This is a genomic window from Croceivirga sp. ABH4_376, assembly GCF_056160685.1.
Window position 1 is genome coordinate 281,516 of the sequence record NZ_JBSWXQ010000004.1, and the last position, 21,262, is coordinate 302,777.

Consider the following 21,262-nt stretch of genomic DNA (forward strand, 5'->3'; position numbering starts at 1 on the left):
AGTGATAATACGGTTTAAGTAGATTTTATTAAAATGAAAGTAGGGTTTTTTCAAACCCGATTGTTATACCTATATAAAGTAAAGAAAATGCAAGAAAATTACTTAGCAAAATGGCTCAATAATGAGTTGACAGGAGAGGAGTTGGAGGCCTTTAAAGCCACGGCTGAGTATGCGCAATACCAAAAAATAAAAGAGACCACAGATAAGCTTTCCCCACCAGAATTTAATATGGACCAAGCATGGTTACAGCTTAACAACCAGGGTATACAAGAACAAGCCCCAAAGGTGATAACCTTGAGCCCATTTAAGAAGTTTTTGCGCGTTGCGGCGGTAGCTGCGGTACTTATTGTAGGATCTTATTTTTACTTAGGCACGTTAAACACAAAAGTTACCACACAGTTTGCGGAGCGTACAGAGCTTACATTGCCAGATGCCTCTGAAATTATTCTGAACGCGGATTCCAAGATAGCCTACAATAAGAAGAAATGGGACAGCGAGCGTAATGTTGACTTAGAAGGAGAAGCCTTTTTTAAGGTGGCTAAGGGAAAAAAATTCACCGTTGCTACAAGTTTAGGGGAGGTTGCCGTTTTAGGTACACAATTTAATGTACAACAGCGAGGCGATTATTTTGAGGTTACTTGTTTTGAAGGCCTGGTACAGGTTAGTTATAAGGACCAAATACTTAAATTGCCAGCAGGCCATTCTTTTGCTGTAGTTAACGGTACTATTACAAAACAAAGCACTGCCGCTACCCAACCCGATTGGATGCAAAACGAAAGCAGCTTTAACAGCGTACCCTTAAAGTATGTTTTGGCAGAGTTTGAGCGTCAATATGATTTTAAGGTTGAAACTAAAAACGTAGATACCGAACAACTTTTTACAGGAACATTTAGCAATTCTGATTTTGATGTAGCTTTGGAGAGTATAAGCACACCATTGCAGTTAAAATACACTGTAGGCACTCTAAATGTTGTTTTCTATGCGGAGGATACTCCATAGACGTTTACCCTTTCTTTTAGGGATTCTAGTTTTCTTATTACCTGTATACCTCTTTGCCCAAGATGGTACTACTATAGGTCTAAAGAATTACATTGCCAAAATAGAGCAAGCTTTTGAAATAAAAATTTCCTATGCCAACGAAGACGTAGATGGGAAAACCATTTCTTTTTCTTCTTTAGAAAACCTAAAGACGGCCTTATCTACTATTGAAATACAAACCGGCTTAACCATAAAAAGTATAAGCGAGCGCTATTACAGCTTGTACTACCCAAATACGATTCCTATTTGCGGTAAAGTGTTAGACAATTTTGCCGCTAATACCATTCCTGGGGCTACCGTTGCTGTGCTGGGAACGGACATAGCATTGGTTACAGACACCAATGGTGTCTTTAATATTCCTAACGCACCTAGAGATGCATCTTTACAAATACGCTATTTAGGTTTCCAGACCAAAGTGGTACCGGTAACTAATTTTATAGATAAAGAATGTCCAAAAGTGTTGTTAGCAGAACAGCGAGAACAATTAGAGGAAGTTATAGTATACCAATTTTTAACGCAAGGCTTGGTTAAGGAATCTGATGGTAGTTTTAGTTTAAATATGGGAGAATTGGGTATTTTACCCGGATTAATAGAGCCAGATGTACTGCAATCCATACAAGCTTTACCAGGAATTGAAAGTGTAGATGAAACCGTATCTGATATTAACGTGCGCGGTGGTACAAACGACCAAAACCTCATCTTATGGAACGGAATTAAAATGTACCAATCTGGGCATTTTTTTGGGTTGATATCTGCCTTTAATCCCTATCTAACAGACAAAGTAACGGTTTATAAAAACGGAACACCTGCACAATACGGTGATGGGGTTAGTAGCGTAATTAGCATGCAAACCCAAGACGAAATAGGGTATACGGTTACGGGCGGGGCGGGATTCAACTTAATTAGTGGGGATGTGTATGCGCATCTGCCCCTAAGCAATAATTTTGCCTTTCAATTTTCTGCAAGAAGGTCTACCACAGACTTTTTGAACACCCCAATATATGGTAGTTTTACCGACAAGGTTTTCCAGGATACCGAAATTAAAAATGAAAACAACGAATCCGTAGATAACTTTATAGAAACCGATGAAAACTTCGCTTTTTTTGATATTTCTGCAAAGCTTTTGTACAACATTAACCAAGACCACAAACTAAGATTAAGTATAATAGCTATTGATAACGATTTAGACTTTGTTGAAACTAATACTGATAACAACACCAGCTCCCAAAGCTTTCTAGACCAAACCAATGTCAGTGCGGGCCTTCAATACCATGGACAATGGAACAAAAAACTAACCACAACAGCGAATGCCTATTTTTCTCTATACACCTTAGATGCGCAAAACATACTGAATAACAACCAACAGCTATTTCAGAAAAACCGGGTAGAAGAACGCGCCGCAAAATTTAATTTTAATTATACGTTGGGCGATGCATGGCAGTGGAAAAATGGCTTTCAATACATAGAGACGGGAATTACCAATTTAAGTGATGTAACCCAGCCACCGTTTCAAAGTAATGTAATAGAAGTGATACGCACTTTTGCCCCCTATTCTAGCCTTACCTACACCGCTTTTGAAAACAAACTGATTGCTACGGCCGGCTTACGTGCCAATTACATAATAAACCTAGATACTTTTGGGGCCGATTTTAATACCTGGCTTTTAGAACCACGCCTAAATCTTAATTTTAAATTGATAGATTACCTGCGAGCACAAGTAATGGCCGAACTTAAAAGCCAAACTACCAATCAGGTTATCGATTTGGAACAAAATTTTTTAGGCATCGAAAAACGCAGGTGGACATTATCTAATCAAGAAAACTTACCACTTACCCAGAGTAAGCAAGCATCGGCTGGTTTGGTCTATGAAAAAAATGGATTTCACATAGGAGCCGAAGCTTTTTACAAAGAAGTAGATGGCATTAGCACACGCACTCAAGGTTTTCAAAATCAAGACCAGTTTAATGGAGAAATTGGGTTATATAAGATTAAAGGCGTAGAACTATTGTTGAATAAAAAAGGGGCAAATTACAGTAGTTGGCTAAGTTATACATACAACAAGAATAATTACATTTTTGATAGTATTGTACCGCCAAACTTCCCTAATAATTTAGATGTTCGCCACAACGTTACCCTTGCTAGTACTTATACTTTGGGTAGACTTAAACTGGGGCTTGGTTTAAACTACAGAACCGGTAAGCCTTTTACAGAACCAGACTCAGAAAACCCCATTGACAATACCGTTTTTCCTAGTAAAATAAACTACAGCGAACCCAACAGCACTAGATTACCAGAATATCTACGTTTAGATGGTTCTGCAACCTATAGCTTTAGCATTTCTGAAAGAATTAAAGCAGATACCGGTATTTCTTTATTAAACATAACCAATAGAAAAAACCTTTTGAATAAATACTATCGTATTAATGAGGATGAGGAAATAAAAAGCATAGAACGTATTTCTTTAGGCATTACCCCAAATGCCAGCTTTAGGATTCGATTTTAGGAATATTAAATATCCGCGTCATCAAATAAAATAATCCGGGATAATGAGCTTTAAATTCTACCGGACTCTCTACAAAGTTTTCTACGGCAACTGCAAAAAATTCAATAAAACTAGTTTTACCATAAGGTCTAAAGTAAGTAGAACCTTCTAATACTTTTTTAAAGTTAGGATTATCAAAAAGTTGTTTAAACTTCCTAATTCCCAATCTAAACTTACGCGCTTCCCAACTGCGCATCCTATCAAACTCAAACATCAACGCATGGGCCGCCTCATGCAAACCAAGATTTTTATTGTCGTTGGGAATTCTAAAACCATGCTCTAATTCATCCGCAGCAAACACAAGTGTCTTAAACCGCGGATTGTACTCCCCTAAATGATACCGCTTTGCTATCTTGGAATAATAGGCAGATGGATAAATTATAATTCTTCGTATAGAATTTTCATACTTATAATTCTTCATACCCATAGTCAATAAAATTGCAGATGCGGTAACGTAGGCTTTTATCTTTTCTGGCTCCTCAATAGCACCGTAAAAAACAAAGGATTTTCTAGACCTAAACCAAGCAAAACGTTTTAAAAATTGTTTCCGTTCTGCATGGGTAAATTCATTATAGGGCAATAAAAACTGCGCTATAAAATGCCGCTCCTTCTCGGTAATGGGTTGTACCTTATTAAAAAGCTTTTGCCAAGTAAAACGCTCCTTAGCTAGTATTTGATACACACCTTTTAGCACCACCACTAAAAGAGAGAGCGTTAAGAAAATTAGCGCTATGTACTTTTCCGTTGGATTAAGGACTACCCACATTACATCCTCACGGGAACGTGAATCCCTAAAAGTAAAAAGGCATCTTTAATAACATCTGCCACCTTTTTACTAAGATTTACCCGAAATGCCTTTATTTGAGCATCCTCTTCACCTAAAATAGATACCTGTTGATAAAAAGAATTGAACTCCTTGACCAAATCATACACATAATTGGCCACCAACGCAGGACTATGATTTTCTGCAGCTTCTTGCACCTTATCCGGGAATAACTCTAATTGCTTTAACAATTCTTTTTCCTTTGGATGCACACTGGTTACAGCTACTAATAAATCTAAATTCAACTCATTCGCTTTTCTTAAAATACTTTGTATTCTAGCGTAAGTGTACTGTATAAATGGCCCTGTATTTCCTTGAAAATCTACAGACTCTTCTGGATTAAAAAGAATTCGCTTTTTAGGGTCTACCTTTAAGATGTAATATTTTAAAGCCCCTAAACCAATGGTGCGGTAAAGTGCTTGTTTTTCGGTATTTGAATAACCATCTAGCTTACCTAGTTCTTGAGAAATTTCTGCAGCCGTATCTTCCATATTCTGGATAAGGTCGTCCGCATCTACTACGGTACCTTCCCTACTCTTCATTTTACCGGACGGTAAATCTACCATTCCGTAGCTTAGGTGATACAACTTATCTGCCCAACTGTAACCTAGTTTTTTAAGTATTAAGAAAAGTACTTTAAAGTGATAATCTTGCTCGTTACCCACGGTATAAACCATGCCATTGATGTCTGGAAAATCGGTAACCCGCTGTATGGCCGTACCAATATCTTGTGTCATATAAACTGCAGTACCATCGGAACGAAGCACTATTTTCTCGTCTAAACCATCTTCTGTTAGGTCTATCCAAACACTCCCATCTTCCTTTTTAAAGAAAACACCTTTTTCAAGGCCGTCTTTTACCACATCTCTACCCAACAAATAAGTGTCACTCTCATAATACAGCTGGTTAAAATCTACACCAAGGTTCTCATAAGTTGTATCAAACCCCTTATAAACCCAGCCATTCATCATTTTCCAAAGCTCCACCACTTGTGCATCACCAGCCTCCCATTTACGGAGCATTTCTTGAGCTTCTAATAAAATAGGTGCTTCCTTCTCTGCTTCATCTTTAGCTTTACCTGTACTAATTAATTCGGTAATTTCTGCTTTATAGGCTTTGTCAAAAGCAACATAATACTTACCCACCAAATGGTCTCCTTTTAAACCTGAAGACTCTGGCGTTTCTCCGTCGCCAAACTTTTGCCAAGCCAGCATACTTTTGCAAATATGTATCCCCCTATCATTAATAATTTGGGTTTTATATACTTTATGACCAGCAGCTTTTAAAATTTCTGCAACAGAATAACCTAACAAATTATTTCTAATGTGCCCTAAGTGTAGTGGTTTATTGGTATTAGGACTAGAATATTCTACCATAACGGCATCTTTAGAATTTGCTGGTGCATAGCCAAACTGCTCTACTGCTACTATGGATTTAAAAAAGTTAATGTAATAGGCATCACTCACCACCAAGTTCAAAAACCCTTTTACCACGTTAAACTTGGCAACTTCTTTCACATTTTCTACCAAGTATTCCCCAATCTGGGTACCAATAGCAACAGGATTGCCTTTAACCACCCGCAACATTGGAAAAACCACTACCGTAATATCTCCTTCAAAATCTTTACGCGTAGGTTGAAATTCTACCGCAGGCAATTCCTGACCAAAAATAGATTGTACCGCTCCTTTTACTTTTTCTTCTAATACCGTGGTAAGCTTCATAAACATGCCTTTTTGTGGCCTGCAAAACTACATTTTTTTACTGTTTTTTCCCTGTTTTATATGCAATAGTGCCATAACTGCCGTATCTTTAAAAGAAAAGATTGTTCCGAACATTTGCTTTTAACAAAGCTTGTTTTAGATTCATTTATTGGTTTTAGAACTAAACACTTTTAAGGATAGAAGATAGCTATAACGATATGGCTTGCAAGAATCTAGATTTTATCTTTTAAAAGAATTACTTTTTGTACCCGCAGGCGTACACAATTTTTACGTTAAACAAATAGGCCATTTGCGCTGGGCAATCTTTAAAATCATGTAATTATGCTATTGAACGTATCTTACAACAATAAAGAGATTACCAGAAAAATAGATGCCGAAGTTGGCAAGCCTTTTCCGTTAAAAGACCGCATTAAAATGGGTGGTATTGGCTCTCCAAAATTGGAGATTAAAGAGGCTAGTGTAGAAATACGTAATCTGTTAATCTTAGACAACAATGCCAATATTTGCAACATAGAAATTCGCCCAAAGGGTATTATTTTAGGCTTTAGGTCATTATTAGAATCGTATGCTCTGGTAATTCCGTTTTATAAACTCACTATTTATAAGGGAGATATGGCCATCTATTCGGTTTACCGAGACCATTATTTTGTAAAGGTTTTGGCAGACACCAAAGCAGTGCAGAAATTTTTTAAGAAACTATTAGATTATAAGGCAGATACCGCACCAACTTCAATAGAAGATTTATGAAAATTCTACTAACGGGAGCTAATGGCTACATTGGCATGCGCCTTATACCCAATCTATTGGATTCTGGGCACGAATTAGTCTGCGCCGTGCGCGATAAAAACAGACTATCCGTAGAGGAAGAAATTCTAGAACAATTAGAGGTTATTGAGGTTGACTTTTTAAAACTACCAGAGAACAACCCTATCCCCGAAGATATAGATGCCGCGTATTACTTAATACATAGCATGACTTCTTCCATATCTGATTTTGATGAAAAAGAAGCATTAGCCGCAGAGAACTTTAATAGATTAATGCAAGCCACCAATGTTAAACAGGTAATTTACCTAAGTGGTATTGTTAATGAAAAAGAGTTGAGCAAACACCTATCTTCTCGTAAAAATGTAGAAGAAATTTTGTACAAAGGTTCTTTTAATCTAACGGTACTTCGGGCTGGAATTATAGTGGGCTCCGGAAGTTCCTCTTTTGAAATTATAAGGGATTTGTGCGAAAAACTCCCGGTGATGATAACCCCAAAATGGGTACTCACAAAAACCCAACCCATTGCCATTAGGGACGTAATTGCCTTTTTAACCCAAGTTCTAGGACATACAGAAACATACAACCAATCTTTTGATATTGGCGGACCAGACGTGTTGACCTATAAAGAAATGTTGCACAAATACGCCAAGGTAAGAGGCTTTAAAAACTGGATTTATACCGTACCGGTAATGACACCAAAACTATCTTCTTACTGGTTATACTTTGTAACCTCTACCTCTTACAAGCTTGCTGTAAACTTGGTAGATAGCATGAAGATGGAGGTAGTTGCAAGAGACAACAAATTGCAGCAATTATTAGGCATAGCGCCATTAACGTATGAGCAAGCTATTGATTTTGCGTTCAAAAAAATAGAACAAAACTTAGTAGTCAGCAGCTGGAAGGATAGTTTGGCAAGCGGACAAATACGGAAAAATCTGGAAAAATACATTCAGGTGCCCAAATACGGTGTCCTAACGGATAAAAAAACACTTGCCATTACCGATGTTGAACAAACGCTGAACAATATTTGGAAAATTGGCGGAGAAACGGGTTGGTATTATGGTAATTGGCTTTGGAAAATAAGAGGATATCTTGACAAAATGAATGGTGGGCCTGGTTTGCGCCGTGGACGTACGCATCCAGATAAAATATTTCCTGGTGATGCGTTGGATTTCTGGCGTGTGCTTTTGGCAGACCGCGATAAAAAAAGACTTTTACTCTTTGCAGAGATGCGTTTACCAGGCGAAGCATGGTTAGAATTTAAAATAGACGCCAACAACACCTTACACCAAACAGCAACCTTTAGACCAAAAGGTTTAAAGGGTAGGTTATACTGGTATAGTGTATTGCCATTTCATATTTTTATATTTAAAGGAATGATAAATAACTTGGTTAAGGCGCAATAATGTAACAACTTAGGAACTTATTCGTGTTAAGAGGCAACCATTTTGGTTTTTCAGTTGTCTTATTAATACACACAAAACCTAAGTATGAACCATAAAAGTCTATTCCTAGCCACTCTTGTATTTTTCAGTTTTTTAAATCAACTCTTGGCCCAAACTTATACCGCTAGGTTAGTAGATGGTAAAACCAAAAAAGCTATTCCGTATGCCACTGTGGCCTTTGGAGAACATACTGGTGTAATCACCAATGACGAAGGTCTTTTTTCTTTTACTTTGGAAGCTAATGCAAAGCGACTAGACAGCATATATATTTCTAGCATGGGGTATGAAAAAACAGGCTTCCCATTTGTTACTCCACTAGATTTCATACTTTATTTAACACCAAAAGCCATAAACTTAGATGGCGTGTTTTTGTTTGATAAGGAATTATCGGTTGATCAAATCATTGAAAAGATGATTGAAAATATTCCCAGCAACCGCAACTTCTCGCCCATAAAACAACGTTATTTTTTAAGGAACTCTGAATTTGCCAACATTCACAAACTAGATTTTGGTTTTGAAAAATCCAGTATTGAAGAGTTAGACAAAGAATTAATCGACAGTATAGGAAGGGCAGTACCTAGAAACACCTATCATTACACAGAAGCGTTAGGCGATTCATATTCTTCTAAGGAACAAAATAAAATTGGACTGATAAAAGTTGCAGAAATGTACAACAAAGACCAATTAAACTCTATTGAAGGCATAGGAGATTATATGGAAACCATCTTTAAAAAACATGTAAAACCTAGCTCCTATTTAAAAGTAAAATCGGGTTTATTTAGTCAAAAAATACAAGTAGATTCTATTTTGACAGATATGGAAGAAGAAGAGGCAAAAGAATTGGCCAGCGAAATAGAAAAAGCGAAGGACACTACAAACGGCGCGGTACTCGGGCAACGCTGGATGTTACATGATATTTATGAAGAACTGTATTACAAAGAAGATAGTAAGCTAAATATTATAGATAAATACAAACGCTATGATTTTAGTCTAAAAGGCTATTCCGAAATAGACGGTAATGGCGTTTATGTTATAAACTTTGAACCCAAGGGAAAAGCCGATTTTAAAGGAAAACTGTATATAAACATTGATGATTTTGCTGTAATGCGAATCGACTTTGAAAACGTAAAAAACCTAAGAAATTTTAGACTACTGGGTATCTACTATAGAGATGTAACCTATAAGGGTACCATGCGTTTTGGCAAAATAGCCAACGGTCGCTATTCGCTACAATTTGCAGATTTAACCTTTGGTAAATGGGTTAGAATAGACAGGCCCTTAGACGTGATAGAAAAAAACAAACATGTTAAGGGTAGACGCAAACAAAACGAATTGCGTATGAATCTTGATTTTCAAATTTCTAATATTGATAAATATGAGTTGGTAATCTTTAAAAATGAGCTTATTGAAGAAACTACTATAGAAAAATTTAAAGAAAATAAAGCCTTAAAACCAACATACATGCCCGCTTACAATGCTGAGTTTTGGGCCGGATATAACATCATGGAACCCAATGCAGCCATAAAGAGTTTTAAGGCAAAAGAGAACAACTAAACCTACAGACTTGGTTGTAAATTTTTTGTTTTTGCGACTGTACTCTTAGAGCAAAACCACTTAACCAATTCTTTTTGGTCCTTACTATACCAGTCCCTGCCGTCTTCATAAAGTGTTAAACTGCGGTGAATGGGCTGGTAATTACTAAAATCCAAACTGTCAAATATTAGTTTCACTTGCTTAAGCACACCCTCTCTTAATTCTTCAGTTGCAGCTATTTCTGAAAAGTAACCTTCTCTAAAGTTAAGTAGAAAGGCAGACCAATCATAAACTAAATCGTTATACCCACGTTTTTTGGCTTCTGTAATTACATAGTAGCCTACATTGTAGATATTCATCCTTTCATAGTTAAATTCAATATCCAGTTCTGTTCTATTGAACATGCCTGCATCAAAGCCGTACAATTCTGGAACATTTTCTAAGTTCCATAGAATATGTTTTTTAAAAATCGGTTCTAATTCAGAATGTTTGATGAGTTCAATTCCGCTTATGATTATCTCGTCAATTTCCCACATACTCATGATAGTAAAAATTAGTTAGTTCACAAATAAAACGTATTTTCTTACAAAAAAGTACGAATATTAAACCAATTAATCAATGCTTTGTTGTGAAAACTTCTCTTTTAGAGGTAAAAACACCTCGGCCATCATACAACGGGCAGAACCTCCACCACAAGTTTCAATTGTTTCTAAAGAGCTATGTAGAATACTACAATATTTTTCAATAGCATTAATTTGAGATTGAGTAAGGCTATTATAGGCGGCGGAACTCATCACCAGAATTCTTTCATCATTTGCTCCAAGAACCTGTAACATATTTCCCGCAAAACTATGCATTTGCTCTTCGGTAATTTGTATTACCTCTTTACCGTCCTGTTTTAAATGATCCTTTACTATCTTTCTTTCCTTCTTATCATCAATGCTATCCAAACAAATTACAGCAAAGGTTTCTGCCAATGCCATCATAACATTGGTATGGTAAATGGGTAGTCTTTTACCATCTACACTTTGATTGGCAGTAAAGATTACCGGAAAGACATCAAAATCTTCGCAAAACTCAATAAATAAATCCTCATCCGCCCTTTCAGACAAGGCGCAATACGCTTTTTTATGTACTCTATCCAGAATAATACTACCTGTACCTTCTAAAAACACACCTTCCTCTTCCGCGCTTGTATAGTCTACTATCTTGTCTATGAAGAAACCTTTATCTTCTAGTACATCAAAAACATCTTCCCGTCTTTCCCTTCTTCTGTTTTCCGCAAACATTGGGTATACCCCTACGGTACCATCCTTATGAAAACTAATCCAATTATTTGGAAAAATAGAGTCTGGTGTATCTTCGGCCAACCGATCTTCTATAACAATTACGTTTACCCCTTTTGCCTTAAGCTTTTCAACAAAGCCATCAAACTCTTGCTGGGCGTTCTTGTTTATTTCGTTGTTTTTTACGGATAGGTCTTCTTGAAAATAATTATTCACAGCGGTTTCCTCGTTCATTCTAAACGCAACCGGACGCACCATTAAAATTGTATTGGTAATCTGCATAATCAATATTTATTCACGGATTAAAGGCAAGGTGCTACAACGCAACAAACCTTCTTGTTTTGCAATTTCGGAATAGGGAATTTCTTCTACGGTAAAACCTTGTTGTCTTAACCAATTATTTAGTCTGGTAAAACTTTTTTCTGATACCACAACATCTGGAGAAATGGAAAACACGTTGCTAAACATCTGATACATTTCATCTGCGGTAATTTCAAAAATGTTTTCCTTACCAAAAAAATTAACCAACCACTGGTACTCTTCTTCTACTAAAAAGCCATTTTTGTGCAGAATAGCTTTGCCCTTGCCCAACGGCTGAAAACAACAATCTAAATGCAATGCGTTTTCTTTCGCATTTGTGTTGGACTTTCTTAACTCAAAAGACTTAATTTTTTTATTTGGAAATTGTCCTTGCAAAAACTCCACTGCCGCCTTATTGGTCCTAGCGGTTATATAAGAAGAATAATCATCTGCCGTATATGTTCCCACAAAGATATAATCGTGCCACGGCATAACATCTCCACCTTCTACATGAACTTCCTCTGGTGGCCTAATAAGTTTCTCTGGATCTATTAAATCCAACACGTGTTGAATTGCTTCGAATTCATTTTCCCTATCGGGCAATATGTTGGAATGAAATATTTTGTCTTCAATAACAAATGCGATGTCCCTTGAAAATATTTGATTACAATCTTCTATAATCGTAGGCCTAAAAACCTTGACATCATGTTTCTTTAGAACTGCAGCAAAAGCTTCCATTTCATTAACCATATCATTTTCAATTGGATAGGTACCCGCTTTTATATGCTCCATTGATTTTGGATCATAAGCCTCTTCTAACGTAGGTATTGGCCCATTACTTTTCGCCGTTCCTAATATTACGGCTTGTAATCGACCTATTTCATCTTTTACCCTTAAATTCAAAACAATACAGTTTAACTATTAATAAATACAACTTAACTACAGATAAATACATTTCAACTCAAACAAAACAACAAAAATCATGGTATATGTATTTTTGTTTTATTAATTTGTAAGAAATTACGACAGGATGAAAAAGATAATTCTTGAAGTTGTATTTGTGAGCGTTTTTTTCGCACTATCCCTTTCTGGGGTATTACCACCCAAGCATGTAAATTTTTCATCCAACCCTGAAGTTAAAACGACAAAGCCACAAAAGACCTCCCCAAGTCTTATTGTTCAATTAAATGAGATGGACTATTTGAAAAACACCAATTCTTCAAGTTTCCAAAATCAAAACTTCAACAAAATTAGAGAAATCTGTTACAATTATAAAGAAAAAGTAATTGCCCAACTTAATCTACTAGAAAAAGATGGGCAACTTAATTTATTAAAGTATATCATAGAAATCAATACCGCTGAATTACAACAAAAGGATGCGATTAAATATCCTTACAAATGTTATTTTAACCAGTTCTGTATTGACTTTGCCAAGGCTTATTTGGCAGAATTAGCAAATACTAACGATCAGCTATCTTTTTAAAATCTCTGTGGTTTTCACCAATGTAAACCTGTCTTGGTCTACCTATCGGTTCTTTACGCAAGCGCATTTCCCTCCATTGGGCAATCCAACCTGGTAATCTACCAAGAGCAAACATTACGGTAAACATATCTACTGGAATACCCAAAGCACGATATATTATACCAGAATAAAAGTCAACATTTGGATATAATTTTCTTTTTACAAAGTAATCGTCTTCCAAAGCTTCTTTTTCCAGACCCTTAGCAACTTCTAAAATAGGATCATCTATACCAAGACTACCCAATACTTCATCTGCCGCCTTTTTAATAATTCTTGCTCTAGGGTCAAAATTCTTATAGACACGATGCCCAAAGCCCATTAATCTAAAAGGATCTTCTTTGTCTTTGGCCTTAGCCATGTATTTTTTAGTATCGCCACCATCTTCCTGAATGGCTTCTAACATTTCTAATACCGCTTGGTTAGCACCACCATGAAGTGGACCCCATAATGCTGAAATACCAGCAGATAAAGAGGCGAACAAGCCTGCATGGGAAGATCCTACTATACGTACGGTAGAAGTAGAACAGTTTTGCTCGTGATCTGCATGCAAAATCAAAAGTTTATCCAAGGCTTCTATTACCGTACTATCTTTTTTGTATTCCTTGTTTGGTCTTTTGAACATCATTTTATGAATGTTCTCTACATAACCCAAAGAATCATCACCATAATCTAAAGGCAATCCCATTTTCTTACGCATGGTCCATGCAACCAAAACAGGAAATTTTGCCATAATACGTACTATGGCATTATACATTGCGCCTTCAGAATCTACATCTACAGAAGACGGGTTAAAAGCAATCAAAGCACTTGTTAAAGAAGACAAAACCCCCATTGGATGTGCGGATTTTGGAAATCCATCCAAAATCTTTTTCATTTCTTCGTCTACGTTAGACTCCGCCTTAATATCTGCATCAAATTTAGCCAGCTGCTCTTTGTTGGGAAGTTCTCCAAATATCAACAAATAAGCTACTTCTAAAAAATCTGCTTTTTCTGCCAAGTCTTCAATAGAATAACCTCTATACCTAAGAATACCTTTTTCTCCGTCTAAAAAAGTAATGGCACTTTCACAAGAACCCGTATTTTTAAAACCCGGGTCAATGGTTACCATACCTGTGCTGGCACGCAAAGTTTTGATATCAATTGCCAATTCATCCTCGGTTCCCTTAATAACAGGAAACTCGTATTTTTTCCCTTCAAATTCTATTGTTGCAGTTTTCGACATTTATATTTTTTATTTGTAAAAATCTAAGCGGTCTAATTTACGAAAAAGCCAAGGTTTTAACAATTGAAACCTTCAATTTTGAACTATTATTAACGATAATCTTATGATTGTTATTAACTATAACTTGTAAAGATCTTTATAGTATTGATCTACAGATTTTTTCCAGGTAAATCTTTTTCGCTTGGCAGTTTGTTGTATCTTCTTCCATTTTGGCTTATCTGTATCATATATAGAAAGTACTTGATCAAAAACCTTAAGCATGTTAGCAATCTTCTCATCGTATGAATCCCCATCAAAAGCAAAACCAGATTCTAAATGGTCTACCGTATCTCTTAAGCCGCCCGTATGGTGTACCAAGCAGGGATTTCCATTTCTCATGGCCAACATTTGACTAATACCACACGGCTCGAATAAACTGGGCATAAAATACAAATCGCATTCTTGATACATAGAATCAATCAAACTTTCTGATTGCCCATTCGTAAAAATAAAGTTCTTATGCTCGTAACTTATTTTTCTAAATAGCTCTTCATATTCAGGAGCGCCTGTACCTAGCAGCATAAATATACCTCCTTTGGCTTCTAGTTTTTCCAGAATCTGAATAAACGCTTCTGGCGAACGTTTAAAAAAATAAAACTTTTGTTCTGTAAGTCGTGCAACACTACAAGCTATAAAACTAGGTTTTCCATTACTTATGTACTCCATTATCTTTTCACCTGTATGCGCTAAAAAGTCGGCTTTGTATTTTTTAGATTCTTCTTGCAACCATTGAAACAAAGCTTTAATGGTGTTTCTATAAATATTTCCCTTTTGTTCTTTATTTATGTTTTTATAATTGCATCCATTTAATATTCCAAATAAACGCCCTTCCTTATCCGCTTGTTGTAAGTCTAACTCCAATCCTTCACCACCTATAAATTCTGGCGGTTTGCTGGGCTTCATAACATCGTCTTTATAAGAAGGAGAAACGGTATGTACGGCATCTGCCAAGCGAATACCAACCGCCATAAGGTTAACGCAATCCGTGTAGCGGTAATCCTGTAATTTCTTATAATCCAAATCTACAGTTGGAAACCAATTTAGCAAGCTAGCGTAATTGTCTTGAAACGGGCGTATACCCTGAATAGCCAAATTATGAATACTGTACACAAACCGTATTGGCTTTAATAGCTCATAATCTTTTACATACTCACGCAAAAATAGCAGTAAACTAGAGTGCCAATCATGTAGATGTACCACATCAATTTCGCCAAAAACCCCTTGTTTTATGGCTTCTGCTACCGCTGTACAAAAAATAAAATATTTAATTGCATCCGTAAAAAATGGTTCTTCGGGATCATCGTGATAAATATGTGCTATACCCCCTGCTTCTATTTCTGGATGGTGTATCACATAATGATGTATGTTTTCATATATTTTTTTTGGCGGCACCTCGTAAATTTCCGCCGTATATGTAATGCCCCTAAGTTTAAAATTTAAATTAGTCCTAAACGTACCATTTTGATGTAATCTACCATAAGAGGGTGTTACCACGTGGGCGCGATCTCCTTTTTCTGAAATTTGTCTTGGAACGTCCCTAACAACATCTCCCATACCTCCAGCTTTACATTTTGGAATTGCATCATTTTCTGCTGCGGCAAATAAGAAGTTGTTCATACGTTTAACTAGTTAAATGAAGTCGTTAAAAGATAAGATATATTATAGAATAAAAAAAAGCCTTTCTTATTTAAGAAAGGCTTTTTAAAAGATAAGTTTTTGTTACTATTTAACCTTGAAGGCTTTTTCTTGTGGATAGTAAGCAATATCTCCCAACTGCTCTTCTATACGTAACAATTGATTATATTTTGCCATACGATCACTACGTGAAGCTGAACCTGTTTTAATTTGCCCTGTGTTTAAAGCAACAGCTAAATCTGCAATAGTATTATCTTCTGTTTCTCCAGAACGGTGAGACATTACAGAAGTGTAACCTGCATTTTTAGCCATATTTACGGCAGCAATAGTCTCAGTAAGCGTACCAATTTGGTTAACTTTTATCAAGATTGAATTAGCAATACCATTTTCTATACCTCTAGATAGACGCTCAACGTTTGTTACAAATAAATCGTCTCCAACCAATTGTACTTTATCACCAACTTTTTCCGTTAGCATTTTCCAACCGTCCCAATCGTTTTCATCCATACCATCTTCAATAGAAATGATAGGATATTTTTCGCACAATTCTGCTAAGTAAGTTGCTTGCTCTTCAGAAGTTCTTACCACACCCTTATCTCCTTCAAACTTAGTATAGTCATATTTACCATCTACGTAAAATTCAGCAGAGGCACAATCTAAGGCAATCATTACATCATCGCCCAATTTATAACCTGCTTGATCTACAGCTTTTGCAATAGTATCCAATGCATCTTCGGTTCCACCAGCTAAATTCGGGGCAAAACCACCTTCATCACCTACTGCGGTGCTTAAGTTACGACCATGTAATACTTTTTTTAGGTTATGAAAAATCTCCGTACCCATTTGCATAGCATGGCTAAAATCTTTGGCCTTTACAGGCATAACCATAAACTCTTGAAAAGCGATAGGTGCATCTGAATGCGAACCACCGTTTATAATATTCATCATTGGTACTGGCAAAGTATTGGCAGAAACACCACCAACATAACGGTATAACGGCATACCTAACTCCTCTGCCGCTGCTTTTGCAACCGCCAAAGAAACACCTAAAATTGCATTAGCACCCAATTTAGATTTGTTTGGTGTACCATCTAAAGCAATCATGGTTTGGTCTATAAAGTTTTGTTCAAATACGGAAACACCAACTAATTCTTCAGCAATAACCGTATTTACATTATTTACGGCATTACCCACTCCTTTACCCATAAAGGAATCACCACCGTCTCTTAATTCAACTGCTTCATGCTCGCCTGTAGATGCCCCAGATGGTACTGCTGCCCTACCTAAAAATCCGTTCTCTGTAACCACGTCTACTTCTACGGTAGGGTTACCACGAGAATCTAAAATTTGTCTTGCATGAATGTTGACTATAATACTCATATTCTTATATTTATTAGTGAATTTAGCAGAACGAAGATACAAAAGGTGTTGCTTTCACATCTGTATTTTGCTAGGTATTTATTGTAATAATAACCTAAAAATAAACTCAAACGATTTAGTTGGCACTAGCCTTAATAGCATCAAAAAACTGGTCGAACAAATAATCTGCATCATGTGGTCCAGGGCTAGCCTCTGGATGGTATTGTACAGAAAATACATCTTTGTTTTTCATTTTTAACCCAGCAACGGTTCCATCATTTAAATGCGTATGGGTAACTTCCAATTCCGCATGTGCTTCGGTCTCTTCTCTATTTACGGCAAAACCATGGTTTTGGCTAGTAATTTCACCTTTTCCAGTGATTAAGTTTAAGATTGGGTGATTAATACCTCTATGACCATGATGCATTTTATAGGTAGAAACCCCGTTAGCCAAAGCCAATACTTGATGACCTAAACAAATTCCAAATAATGGTTTGTCGGTTTTTAATATGTCTTTAGTTGTTTGTACGGCATCTTTCAATGGCTCTGGATCACCAGGCCCGTTAGAAATAAAATAGCCGTCTGGCTCCCAAGCAGCCATTTCTTCTTTAGATGTATTGTAAGGAAATACTTTTATTAATGCTCCTCTTTTTTCTAAATTTCTAAGTATATTCTTTTTAATGCCAATATCTAAAGCGGCAATCTTATATTGTGCGTCTTCTTTACCCACAAAATAAGGCGCTGTTGTAGATACTTTTGAAGCCAATTCTAACCCTTCCATAGAAGGCACCGCCTTTAGCTCTTCCTTTAATGCATCTATTTCATCTACGCGAGTTGATATGACAGCATTCATAGCGCCGTTATCCCTTATGTAACTAACTAACGCCCTAGTATCCACGTCTGAGATAGCCAACAAATTGTTATCGTTTAAAAAGTCCAGTAAACTTTTGTCAGCACTAGGCCTAGAGTAATTATAGCTGAAATTCTTACATATTAGACCCGCAATTTTTATGGAATCTGACTCAATTTCGTCTTTATGGGTACCATAGTTTCCAATGTGCGCATTGGTAGTAACCATTAGTTGCCCATAGTAAGATGGGTCTGTAAATATTTCTTGATAACCGGTCATACCAGTATTAAAACATACTTCCCCAAACGAAGTTCCTTCTTTTTCTCCTACGGCCTTACCGAAAAAAATGGTGCCGTCTTCTAATAATAAAAGTGCCTTTTTCCTTTTTTGATATTTCATGTTCCGTCCTAAAATTTTACAAAAAAACATAAAAAAAAGGATACGCCTAAACGTATCCTTTTTAAGTTATAAATGAATAATAAACATTTTATTCTTCAGAGTCATCTGCTGTAGCTTGTGTTTCTTGAGCTGGAGCAACAGCTCCCGCCTTTTTACCACCTCTTCTACTTCTTCTAGTAGTTTTCTTCTTACCAGAATCTGTATTATAAACATCATTGAAATCTACCAACTCTATCATTGCCATGTCAGCATTATCTCCAAGTCTGTTACCTAACTTTATAATTCTAGTGTAACCTCCTGGTCTTTCACCAACTTTTTCAGCAACAGTTCCAAATAGCTCGGTTATTGCCTCTTTACTTCTTAAGCTACTAAAAACAATTCTACGGTTGTGTGTCCCTTTCTCCGTAGTTTGGTTATTCTCTGTTTTAGCTTTAGTAATTAAAGGCTCTACAAATTGCTTTAAAGCCTTAGCTTTAGCAACTGTAGTGTTTATTCTTTTGTGCTCTATAAGAGAACAAGCCATATTGGCCAACATTGCCTTTCTGTGGGCAGATTTTCTACCTAAATGATTAAACTTTTTACCGTGTCTCATCTTTCTAGTTTATCATCTTGCTACCAGATCCCTATTAAATTTTATAAGGGAGAGCAAAATATGATTAATTAATCCTTATCTAATTTATATTTGCTTAAGTCCATACCGAACTGTAAGCCCTTATTGATTACTAATTCTTCTAACTCTGTTAAAGACTTTTTACCAAAGTTTCTGAATTTCATCAAATCGTTTTTATTAAACGCTACCAAGTCTCCCAAAGTATCCACTTCTGCAGCTTTAAGACAATTTAAGGCTCTCACAGATAAATCCATGTCTACCAATTTAGTCTTAAGCAATTGACGCATATGTAAAGACTCTTCATCATAAGTCTCTGTTTGCGCAATCTCATCTGCTTCTAATGTAATACGTTCATCAGAGAACAACATGAAATGGTGAATTAAAACCTTTGCAGCTTCCGTAAGTGCATCCTTTGGATGGATAGAACCATCTGAACTGATTTCGAAAACTAACTTCTCGTAATCTGTCTTTTGTTCTACCCTATAATTCTCAATGCTATATTTAACATTTTTGATAGGAGTAAAAACAGAATCCATAGCTATTGTACCTATTGGTGCATTGGATTTTTTGTTTTCTTCCGCAGGAACGTAACCACGACCTTTCTCAATAATGATTTCCATGTTAATAGACACTTTCGCATCCATATTACATATAACCAAATCAGGATTCAATACTTGATATCCAGATATGAATTTTTGAAAATCACCAGCAGTTAGTTGCTCTTTTCCGCTTACGGAAATAGAAACGGTTTCGCTTTCAACATCATCAATCTGTCTTTTGAAACGTACTTGCTTTAGATTAAGAATAACCTCAGTAACATCCTCAACAACACCAGGAATAACAGAGAACTCGTGCTCTACACTGTCAATTCTAACCGATGTGATGGCAAAACCTTCCAAAGAGGAAAGTAGTACCCTTCTTAATGCGTTCCCAACAGTTAAACCATAGCCAGGTTCTAAGGGGCGAAATTCGAATTTCCCCTCAAAATCTGTTGAGTCTATCATTATAACTTTATCGGGCTTCTGAAAATTAAGTAATGCCATAATTGGATTAATGTTGTTTTTATTTTGAGTATAACTCGACGATTAGTTGCTCTTTAATATTTTCAGGAATTTGAAGCCTTTCTGGTACCGCAACAAATGTACCTTCTTTCTTTTCACTATTCCAAGTTATCCACTCGTAAACAGCGCTACTATTCGCTAAAGAATCTGTAATAGCTTGTACAGACTTAGATTTTTCTCTTACACCAACAACATCACCAGCTCTTAGAGAGTAAGATGGAATATTTACCAACGCACCATTAACCGTTATATGTCTGTGACCTACTAATTGTCTTGCTGCTCTTCTAGACGGCGCTATACCCATTCTGTATACTACGTTATCTAAACGAGACTCGCATAATTGCAAAAGAACCTCACCGGTTACTCCGTCTTTACGCTTAGCTTCTGCGAAAAGATTTCTAAACTGACGCTCTAAAATACCGTAGGTATATTTTGCCTTTTGCTTCTCCATTAACTGGATAGCATATTCTGACTTTTTCCCTCTTCTACGGTTATTACCATGTTGTCCTGGAGGGTAATTTTTCTTTTCAAACGATTTGTCATCGCCGAAGATAGCTTCACCGAACTTACGGGCTATCTTAGTTTTTGGTCCTGTATATCTTGCCATTTTCTAATTTATTTGAATGTACGATTATGAATTAAGGCTTATCCTTCGATAATCATTATTGCACACTCGATGTGTAAAAGTCTGCCTTTATGGGCAGACTATAAAATAATTAAACTCTTCTTCTTTTTGGAGGTCTACAACCATTGTGTGGCAATGGAGTAACATCAATTATTTCTGTCACTTCAATACCTTCATTGTGGATTGTTCTAATAGCAGACTCTCTACCATTACCCGGCCCCTTAACGTATACTTTTACTTTTCTAAGACCTGCTTCATGAGCAACTTTAGAACAATCTTCAGCAGCTACTTGAGCAGCGTATGGAGTGTTCTTTTTAGAACCTCTAAAGCCCATTTTACCTGCAGAAGACCAAGAGATTACATCTCCCTTTTTATTAGTCAAAGAAATGATAATGTTGTTAAAAGAAGCTACAATGTGCGCCTCTCCCGTAGAATCAACAATTACCTTACGTTTTTTTGCTGTTTTACTATTTGCCTTTGCCATAAT

19 protein-coding genes are annotated in these 21,262 nt (G+C 36.4%); 6 read left to right on the plus strand and 13 right to left on the minus strand.

Features of this window, described 5'->3' with window-relative positions; genetic code table 11:
* The first annotated feature begins 33 nt into the window (after positions 1-33).
* Both ACXAGS_RS11470 and ACXAGS_RS11475 read left to right on the plus strand, forming a co-directional pair.
* Positions 34-999, plus strand: coding sequence for a FecR family protein (locus ACXAGS_RS11470; RefSeq protein ID WP_474906884.1), 966 nt, complete (start codon positions 34-36; stop codon positions 997-999).
* Positions 980-3,541, plus strand: a complete 2,562-nt coding sequence (locus ACXAGS_RS11475; protein ID WP_474906886.1) for a TonB-dependent receptor — start codon at positions 980-982, stop codon at positions 3,539-3,541. Before ACXAGS_RS11470 ends, ACXAGS_RS11475 begins: the two co-directional genes overlap by 20 nt.
* On the opposite strand, the gene ACXAGS_RS11480 is transcribed toward ACXAGS_RS11475, so the two are convergent.
* Both ACXAGS_RS11480 and argS read right to left on the minus strand, forming a co-directional pair.
* Complete coding sequence (locus tag ACXAGS_RS11480) at positions 3,525-4,346, minus strand: zinc-dependent peptidase (protein WP_474906887.1); 822 nt, start codon at positions 4,344-4,346, stop codon at positions 3,525-3,527. The two genes, ACXAGS_RS11475 and ACXAGS_RS11480, sit on opposite strands and share 17 nt — an antisense overlap.
* Complete coding sequence (argS, locus tag ACXAGS_RS11485; protein ID WP_474906889.1) at positions 4,346-6,124, minus strand: arginine--tRNA ligase; 1,779 nt, start codon at positions 6,122-6,124, stop codon at positions 4,346-4,348. The genes ACXAGS_RS11480 and argS overlap by 1 nt, the downstream gene beginning before the upstream one ends.
* 321 nt (positions 6,125-6,445) lie before the next feature.
* Here argS and ACXAGS_RS11490 point away from each other — a divergent pair, with 321 nt between their 5' ends.
* The 3 genes from ACXAGS_RS11490 to ACXAGS_RS11500 all read left to right on the plus strand — a co-directional run bounded on the left by ACXAGS_RS11490 (position 6,446) and on the right by ACXAGS_RS11500 (position 9,888).
* Positions 6,446-6,871 (plus strand): hypothetical protein, encoded by a 426-nt coding sequence (locus ACXAGS_RS11490; RefSeq protein ID WP_474906891.1) that lies wholly within the window; start codon positions 6,446-6,448, stop codon positions 6,869-6,871.
* The gene (locus ACXAGS_RS11495) at positions 6,868-8,295 is read left to right on the plus strand and encodes an SDR family oxidoreductase (protein WP_474906892.1); all 1,428 of its coding nucleotides are present in this window, start codon (positions 6,868-6,870) and stop codon (positions 8,293-8,295) included. Before ACXAGS_RS11490 ends, ACXAGS_RS11495 begins: the two co-directional genes overlap by 4 nt.
* Positions 8,296-8,379: 84 nt before the next feature.
* Positions 8,380-9,888, plus strand: coding sequence for a peptidase associated/transthyretin-like domain-containing protein (locus tag ACXAGS_RS11500; protein WP_474906893.1), 1,509 nt, complete (start codon positions 8,380-8,382; stop codon positions 9,886-9,888).
* 2 nt (positions 9,889-9,890) lie between these two features.
* Here ACXAGS_RS11500 and ACXAGS_RS11505 read toward each other — a convergent pair whose 3' ends face one another.
* From ACXAGS_RS11505 to ACXAGS_RS11515, 3 genes are all read right to left on the minus strand, one after another.
* Positions 9,891-10,409, minus strand: a complete 519-nt coding sequence (locus tag ACXAGS_RS11505; RefSeq protein WP_474906894.1) for a hypothetical protein — start codon at positions 10,407-10,409, stop codon at positions 9,891-9,893.
* Positions 10,410-10,478: 69 nt separating this feature from the next.
* Positions 10,479-11,435, minus strand: a complete 957-nt coding sequence (ctlX, locus tag ACXAGS_RS11510; RefSeq protein ID WP_474906896.1) for a citrulline utilization hydrolase CtlX — start codon at positions 11,433-11,435, stop codon at positions 10,479-10,481.
* 9 nt (positions 11,436-11,444) lie between these two features.
* Positions 11,445-12,362 (minus strand): dimethylarginine dimethylaminohydrolase family protein, encoded by a 918-nt coding sequence (locus ACXAGS_RS11515; protein ID WP_474906941.1) that lies wholly within the window; start codon positions 12,360-12,362, stop codon positions 11,445-11,447.
* Positions 12,363-12,483: 121 nt separating this feature from the next.
* On the opposite strand from ACXAGS_RS11515, the gene ACXAGS_RS11520 reads away from it, so the two are divergent.
* A complete protein-coding gene (locus ACXAGS_RS11520) occupies positions 12,484-12,936 on the plus strand; it encodes a hypothetical protein (protein WP_474906897.1) in 453 nt (150 codons plus the stop codon).
* Here the strand turns inward: ACXAGS_RS11520 and ACXAGS_RS11525 are convergent.
* From ACXAGS_RS11525 to rpsK, 8 genes are all read right to left on the minus strand, one after another.
* Positions 12,914-14,197, minus strand: a complete 1,284-nt coding sequence (locus ACXAGS_RS11525; RefSeq protein WP_010519244.1) for a citrate synthase — start codon at positions 14,195-14,197, stop codon at positions 12,914-12,916. The genes ACXAGS_RS11520 and ACXAGS_RS11525 overlap by 23 nt on opposite strands.
* A 117-nt stretch (positions 14,198-14,314) precedes the next feature.
* Positions 14,315-15,853 (minus strand): glycogen synthase, encoded by a 1,539-nt coding sequence (locus tag ACXAGS_RS11530; RefSeq protein WP_474906899.1) that lies wholly within the window; start codon positions 15,851-15,853, stop codon positions 14,315-14,317.
* A 105-nt stretch (positions 15,854-15,958) separates the two neighbouring features.
* Positions 15,959-17,251, minus strand: a complete 1,293-nt coding sequence (eno, locus tag ACXAGS_RS11535; RefSeq protein ID WP_474906900.1) for a phosphopyruvate hydratase — start codon at positions 17,249-17,251, stop codon at positions 15,959-15,961.
* Positions 17,252-17,366: 115 nt separating this feature from the next.
* Positions 17,367-18,479 carry a glutamine-hydrolyzing carbamoyl-phosphate synthase small subunit gene (carA, locus tag ACXAGS_RS11540; RefSeq protein ID WP_474906901.1) on the minus strand — a complete coding sequence of 371 codons (1,113 nt, stop codon included), beginning with the start codon at positions 18,477-18,479 and terminating at the stop codon, positions 17,367-17,369.
* Positions 18,480-18,567: 88 nt separating this feature from the next.
* Positions 18,568-19,071, minus strand: coding sequence for a 50S ribosomal protein L17 (gene rplQ / locus ACXAGS_RS11545; protein WP_474906902.1), 504 nt, complete (start codon positions 19,069-19,071; stop codon positions 18,568-18,570).
* A 68-nt stretch (positions 19,072-19,139) separates the two neighbouring features.
* The gene (locus ACXAGS_RS11550; protein WP_474906903.1) at positions 19,140-20,132 is read right to left on the minus strand and encodes a DNA-directed RNA polymerase subunit alpha; all 993 of its coding nucleotides are present in this window, start codon (positions 20,130-20,132) and stop codon (positions 19,140-19,142) included.
* Positions 20,133-20,151: 19 nt separating this feature from the next.
* Positions 20,152-20,757, minus strand: a complete 606-nt coding sequence (rpsD, locus tag ACXAGS_RS11555) for a 30S ribosomal protein S4 (RefSeq protein ID WP_474906904.1) — start codon at positions 20,755-20,757, stop codon at positions 20,152-20,154.
* A gap of 109 nt (positions 20,758-20,866) precedes the next feature.
* Positions 20,867-21,259 (minus strand): 30S ribosomal protein S11, encoded by a 393-nt coding sequence (rpsK, locus tag ACXAGS_RS11560; RefSeq protein WP_474906905.1) that lies wholly within the window; start codon positions 21,257-21,259, stop codon positions 20,867-20,869.
* Positions 21,260-21,262: the final 3 nt, after the last annotated feature.

Coding starts and splice junctions, on each gene's coding strand:
- ACXAGS_RS11470 (WP_474906884.1), top strand. CDS start 34: ATGAAAGTAGGGTTTTTTCAAACCCGATTGTTATACCTATATAAAGTA.
- ACXAGS_RS11475 (WP_474906886.1), top strand. CDS start 980: ATGCGGAGGATACTCCATAGACGTTTACCCTTTCTTTTAGGGATTCTA.
- ACXAGS_RS11480 (WP_474906887.1), bottom strand. CDS start 4,346: ATGTGGGTAGTCCTTAATCCAACGGAAAAGTACATAGCGCTAATTTTC.
- argS (WP_474906889.1), bottom strand. CDS start 6,124: ATGAAGCTTACCACGGTATTAGAAGAAAAAGTAAAAGGAGCGGTACAA.
- ACXAGS_RS11490 (WP_474906891.1), top strand. CDS start 6,446: ATGCTATTGAACGTATCTTACAACAATAAAGAGATTACCAGAAAAATA.
- ACXAGS_RS11495 (WP_474906892.1), top strand. CDS start 6,868: ATGAAAATTCTACTAACGGGAGCTAATGGCTACATTGGCATGCGCCTT.
- ACXAGS_RS11500 (WP_474906893.1), top strand. CDS start 8,380: ATGAACCATAAAAGTCTATTCCTAGCCACTCTTGTATTTTTCAGTTTT.
- ACXAGS_RS11505 (WP_474906894.1), bottom strand. CDS start 10,409: ATGAGTATGTGGGAAATTGACGAGATAATCATAAGCGGAATTGAACTC.
- ctlX (WP_474906896.1), bottom strand. CDS start 11,435: ATGCAGATTACCAATACAATTTTAATGGTGCGTCCGGTTGCGTTTAGA.
- ACXAGS_RS11520 (WP_474906897.1), top strand. CDS start 12,484: ATGAAAAAGATAATTCTTGAAGTTGTATTTGTGAGCGTTTTTTTCGCA.
- ACXAGS_RS11525 (WP_010519244.1), bottom strand. CDS start 14,197: ATGTCGAAAACTGCAACAATAGAATTTGAAGGGAAAAAATACGAGTTT.
- ACXAGS_RS11530 (WP_474906899.1), bottom strand. CDS start 15,853: ATGAACAACTTCTTATTTGCCGCAGCAGAAAATGATGCAATTCCAAAA.
- eno (WP_474906900.1), bottom strand. CDS start 17,251: ATGAGTATTATAGTCAACATTCATGCAAGACAAATTTTAGATTCTCGT.
- carA (WP_474906901.1), bottom strand. CDS start 18,479: ATGAAATATCAAAAAAGGAAAAAGGCACTTTTATTATTAGAAGACGGC.
- rplQ (WP_474906902.1), bottom strand. CDS start 19,071: ATGAGACACGGTAAAAAGTTTAATCATTTAGGTAGAAAATCTGCCCAC.
- ACXAGS_RS11550 (WP_474906903.1), bottom strand. CDS start 20,132: ATGGCATTACTTAATTTTCAGAAGCCCGATAAAGTTATAATGATAGAC.
- rpsD (WP_474906904.1), bottom strand. CDS start 20,757: ATGGCAAGATATACAGGACCAAAAACTAAGATAGCCCGTAAGTTCGGT.
- rpsK (WP_474906905.1), bottom strand. CDS start 21,259: ATGGCAAAGGCAAATAGTAAAACAGCAAAAAAACGTAAGGTAATTGTT.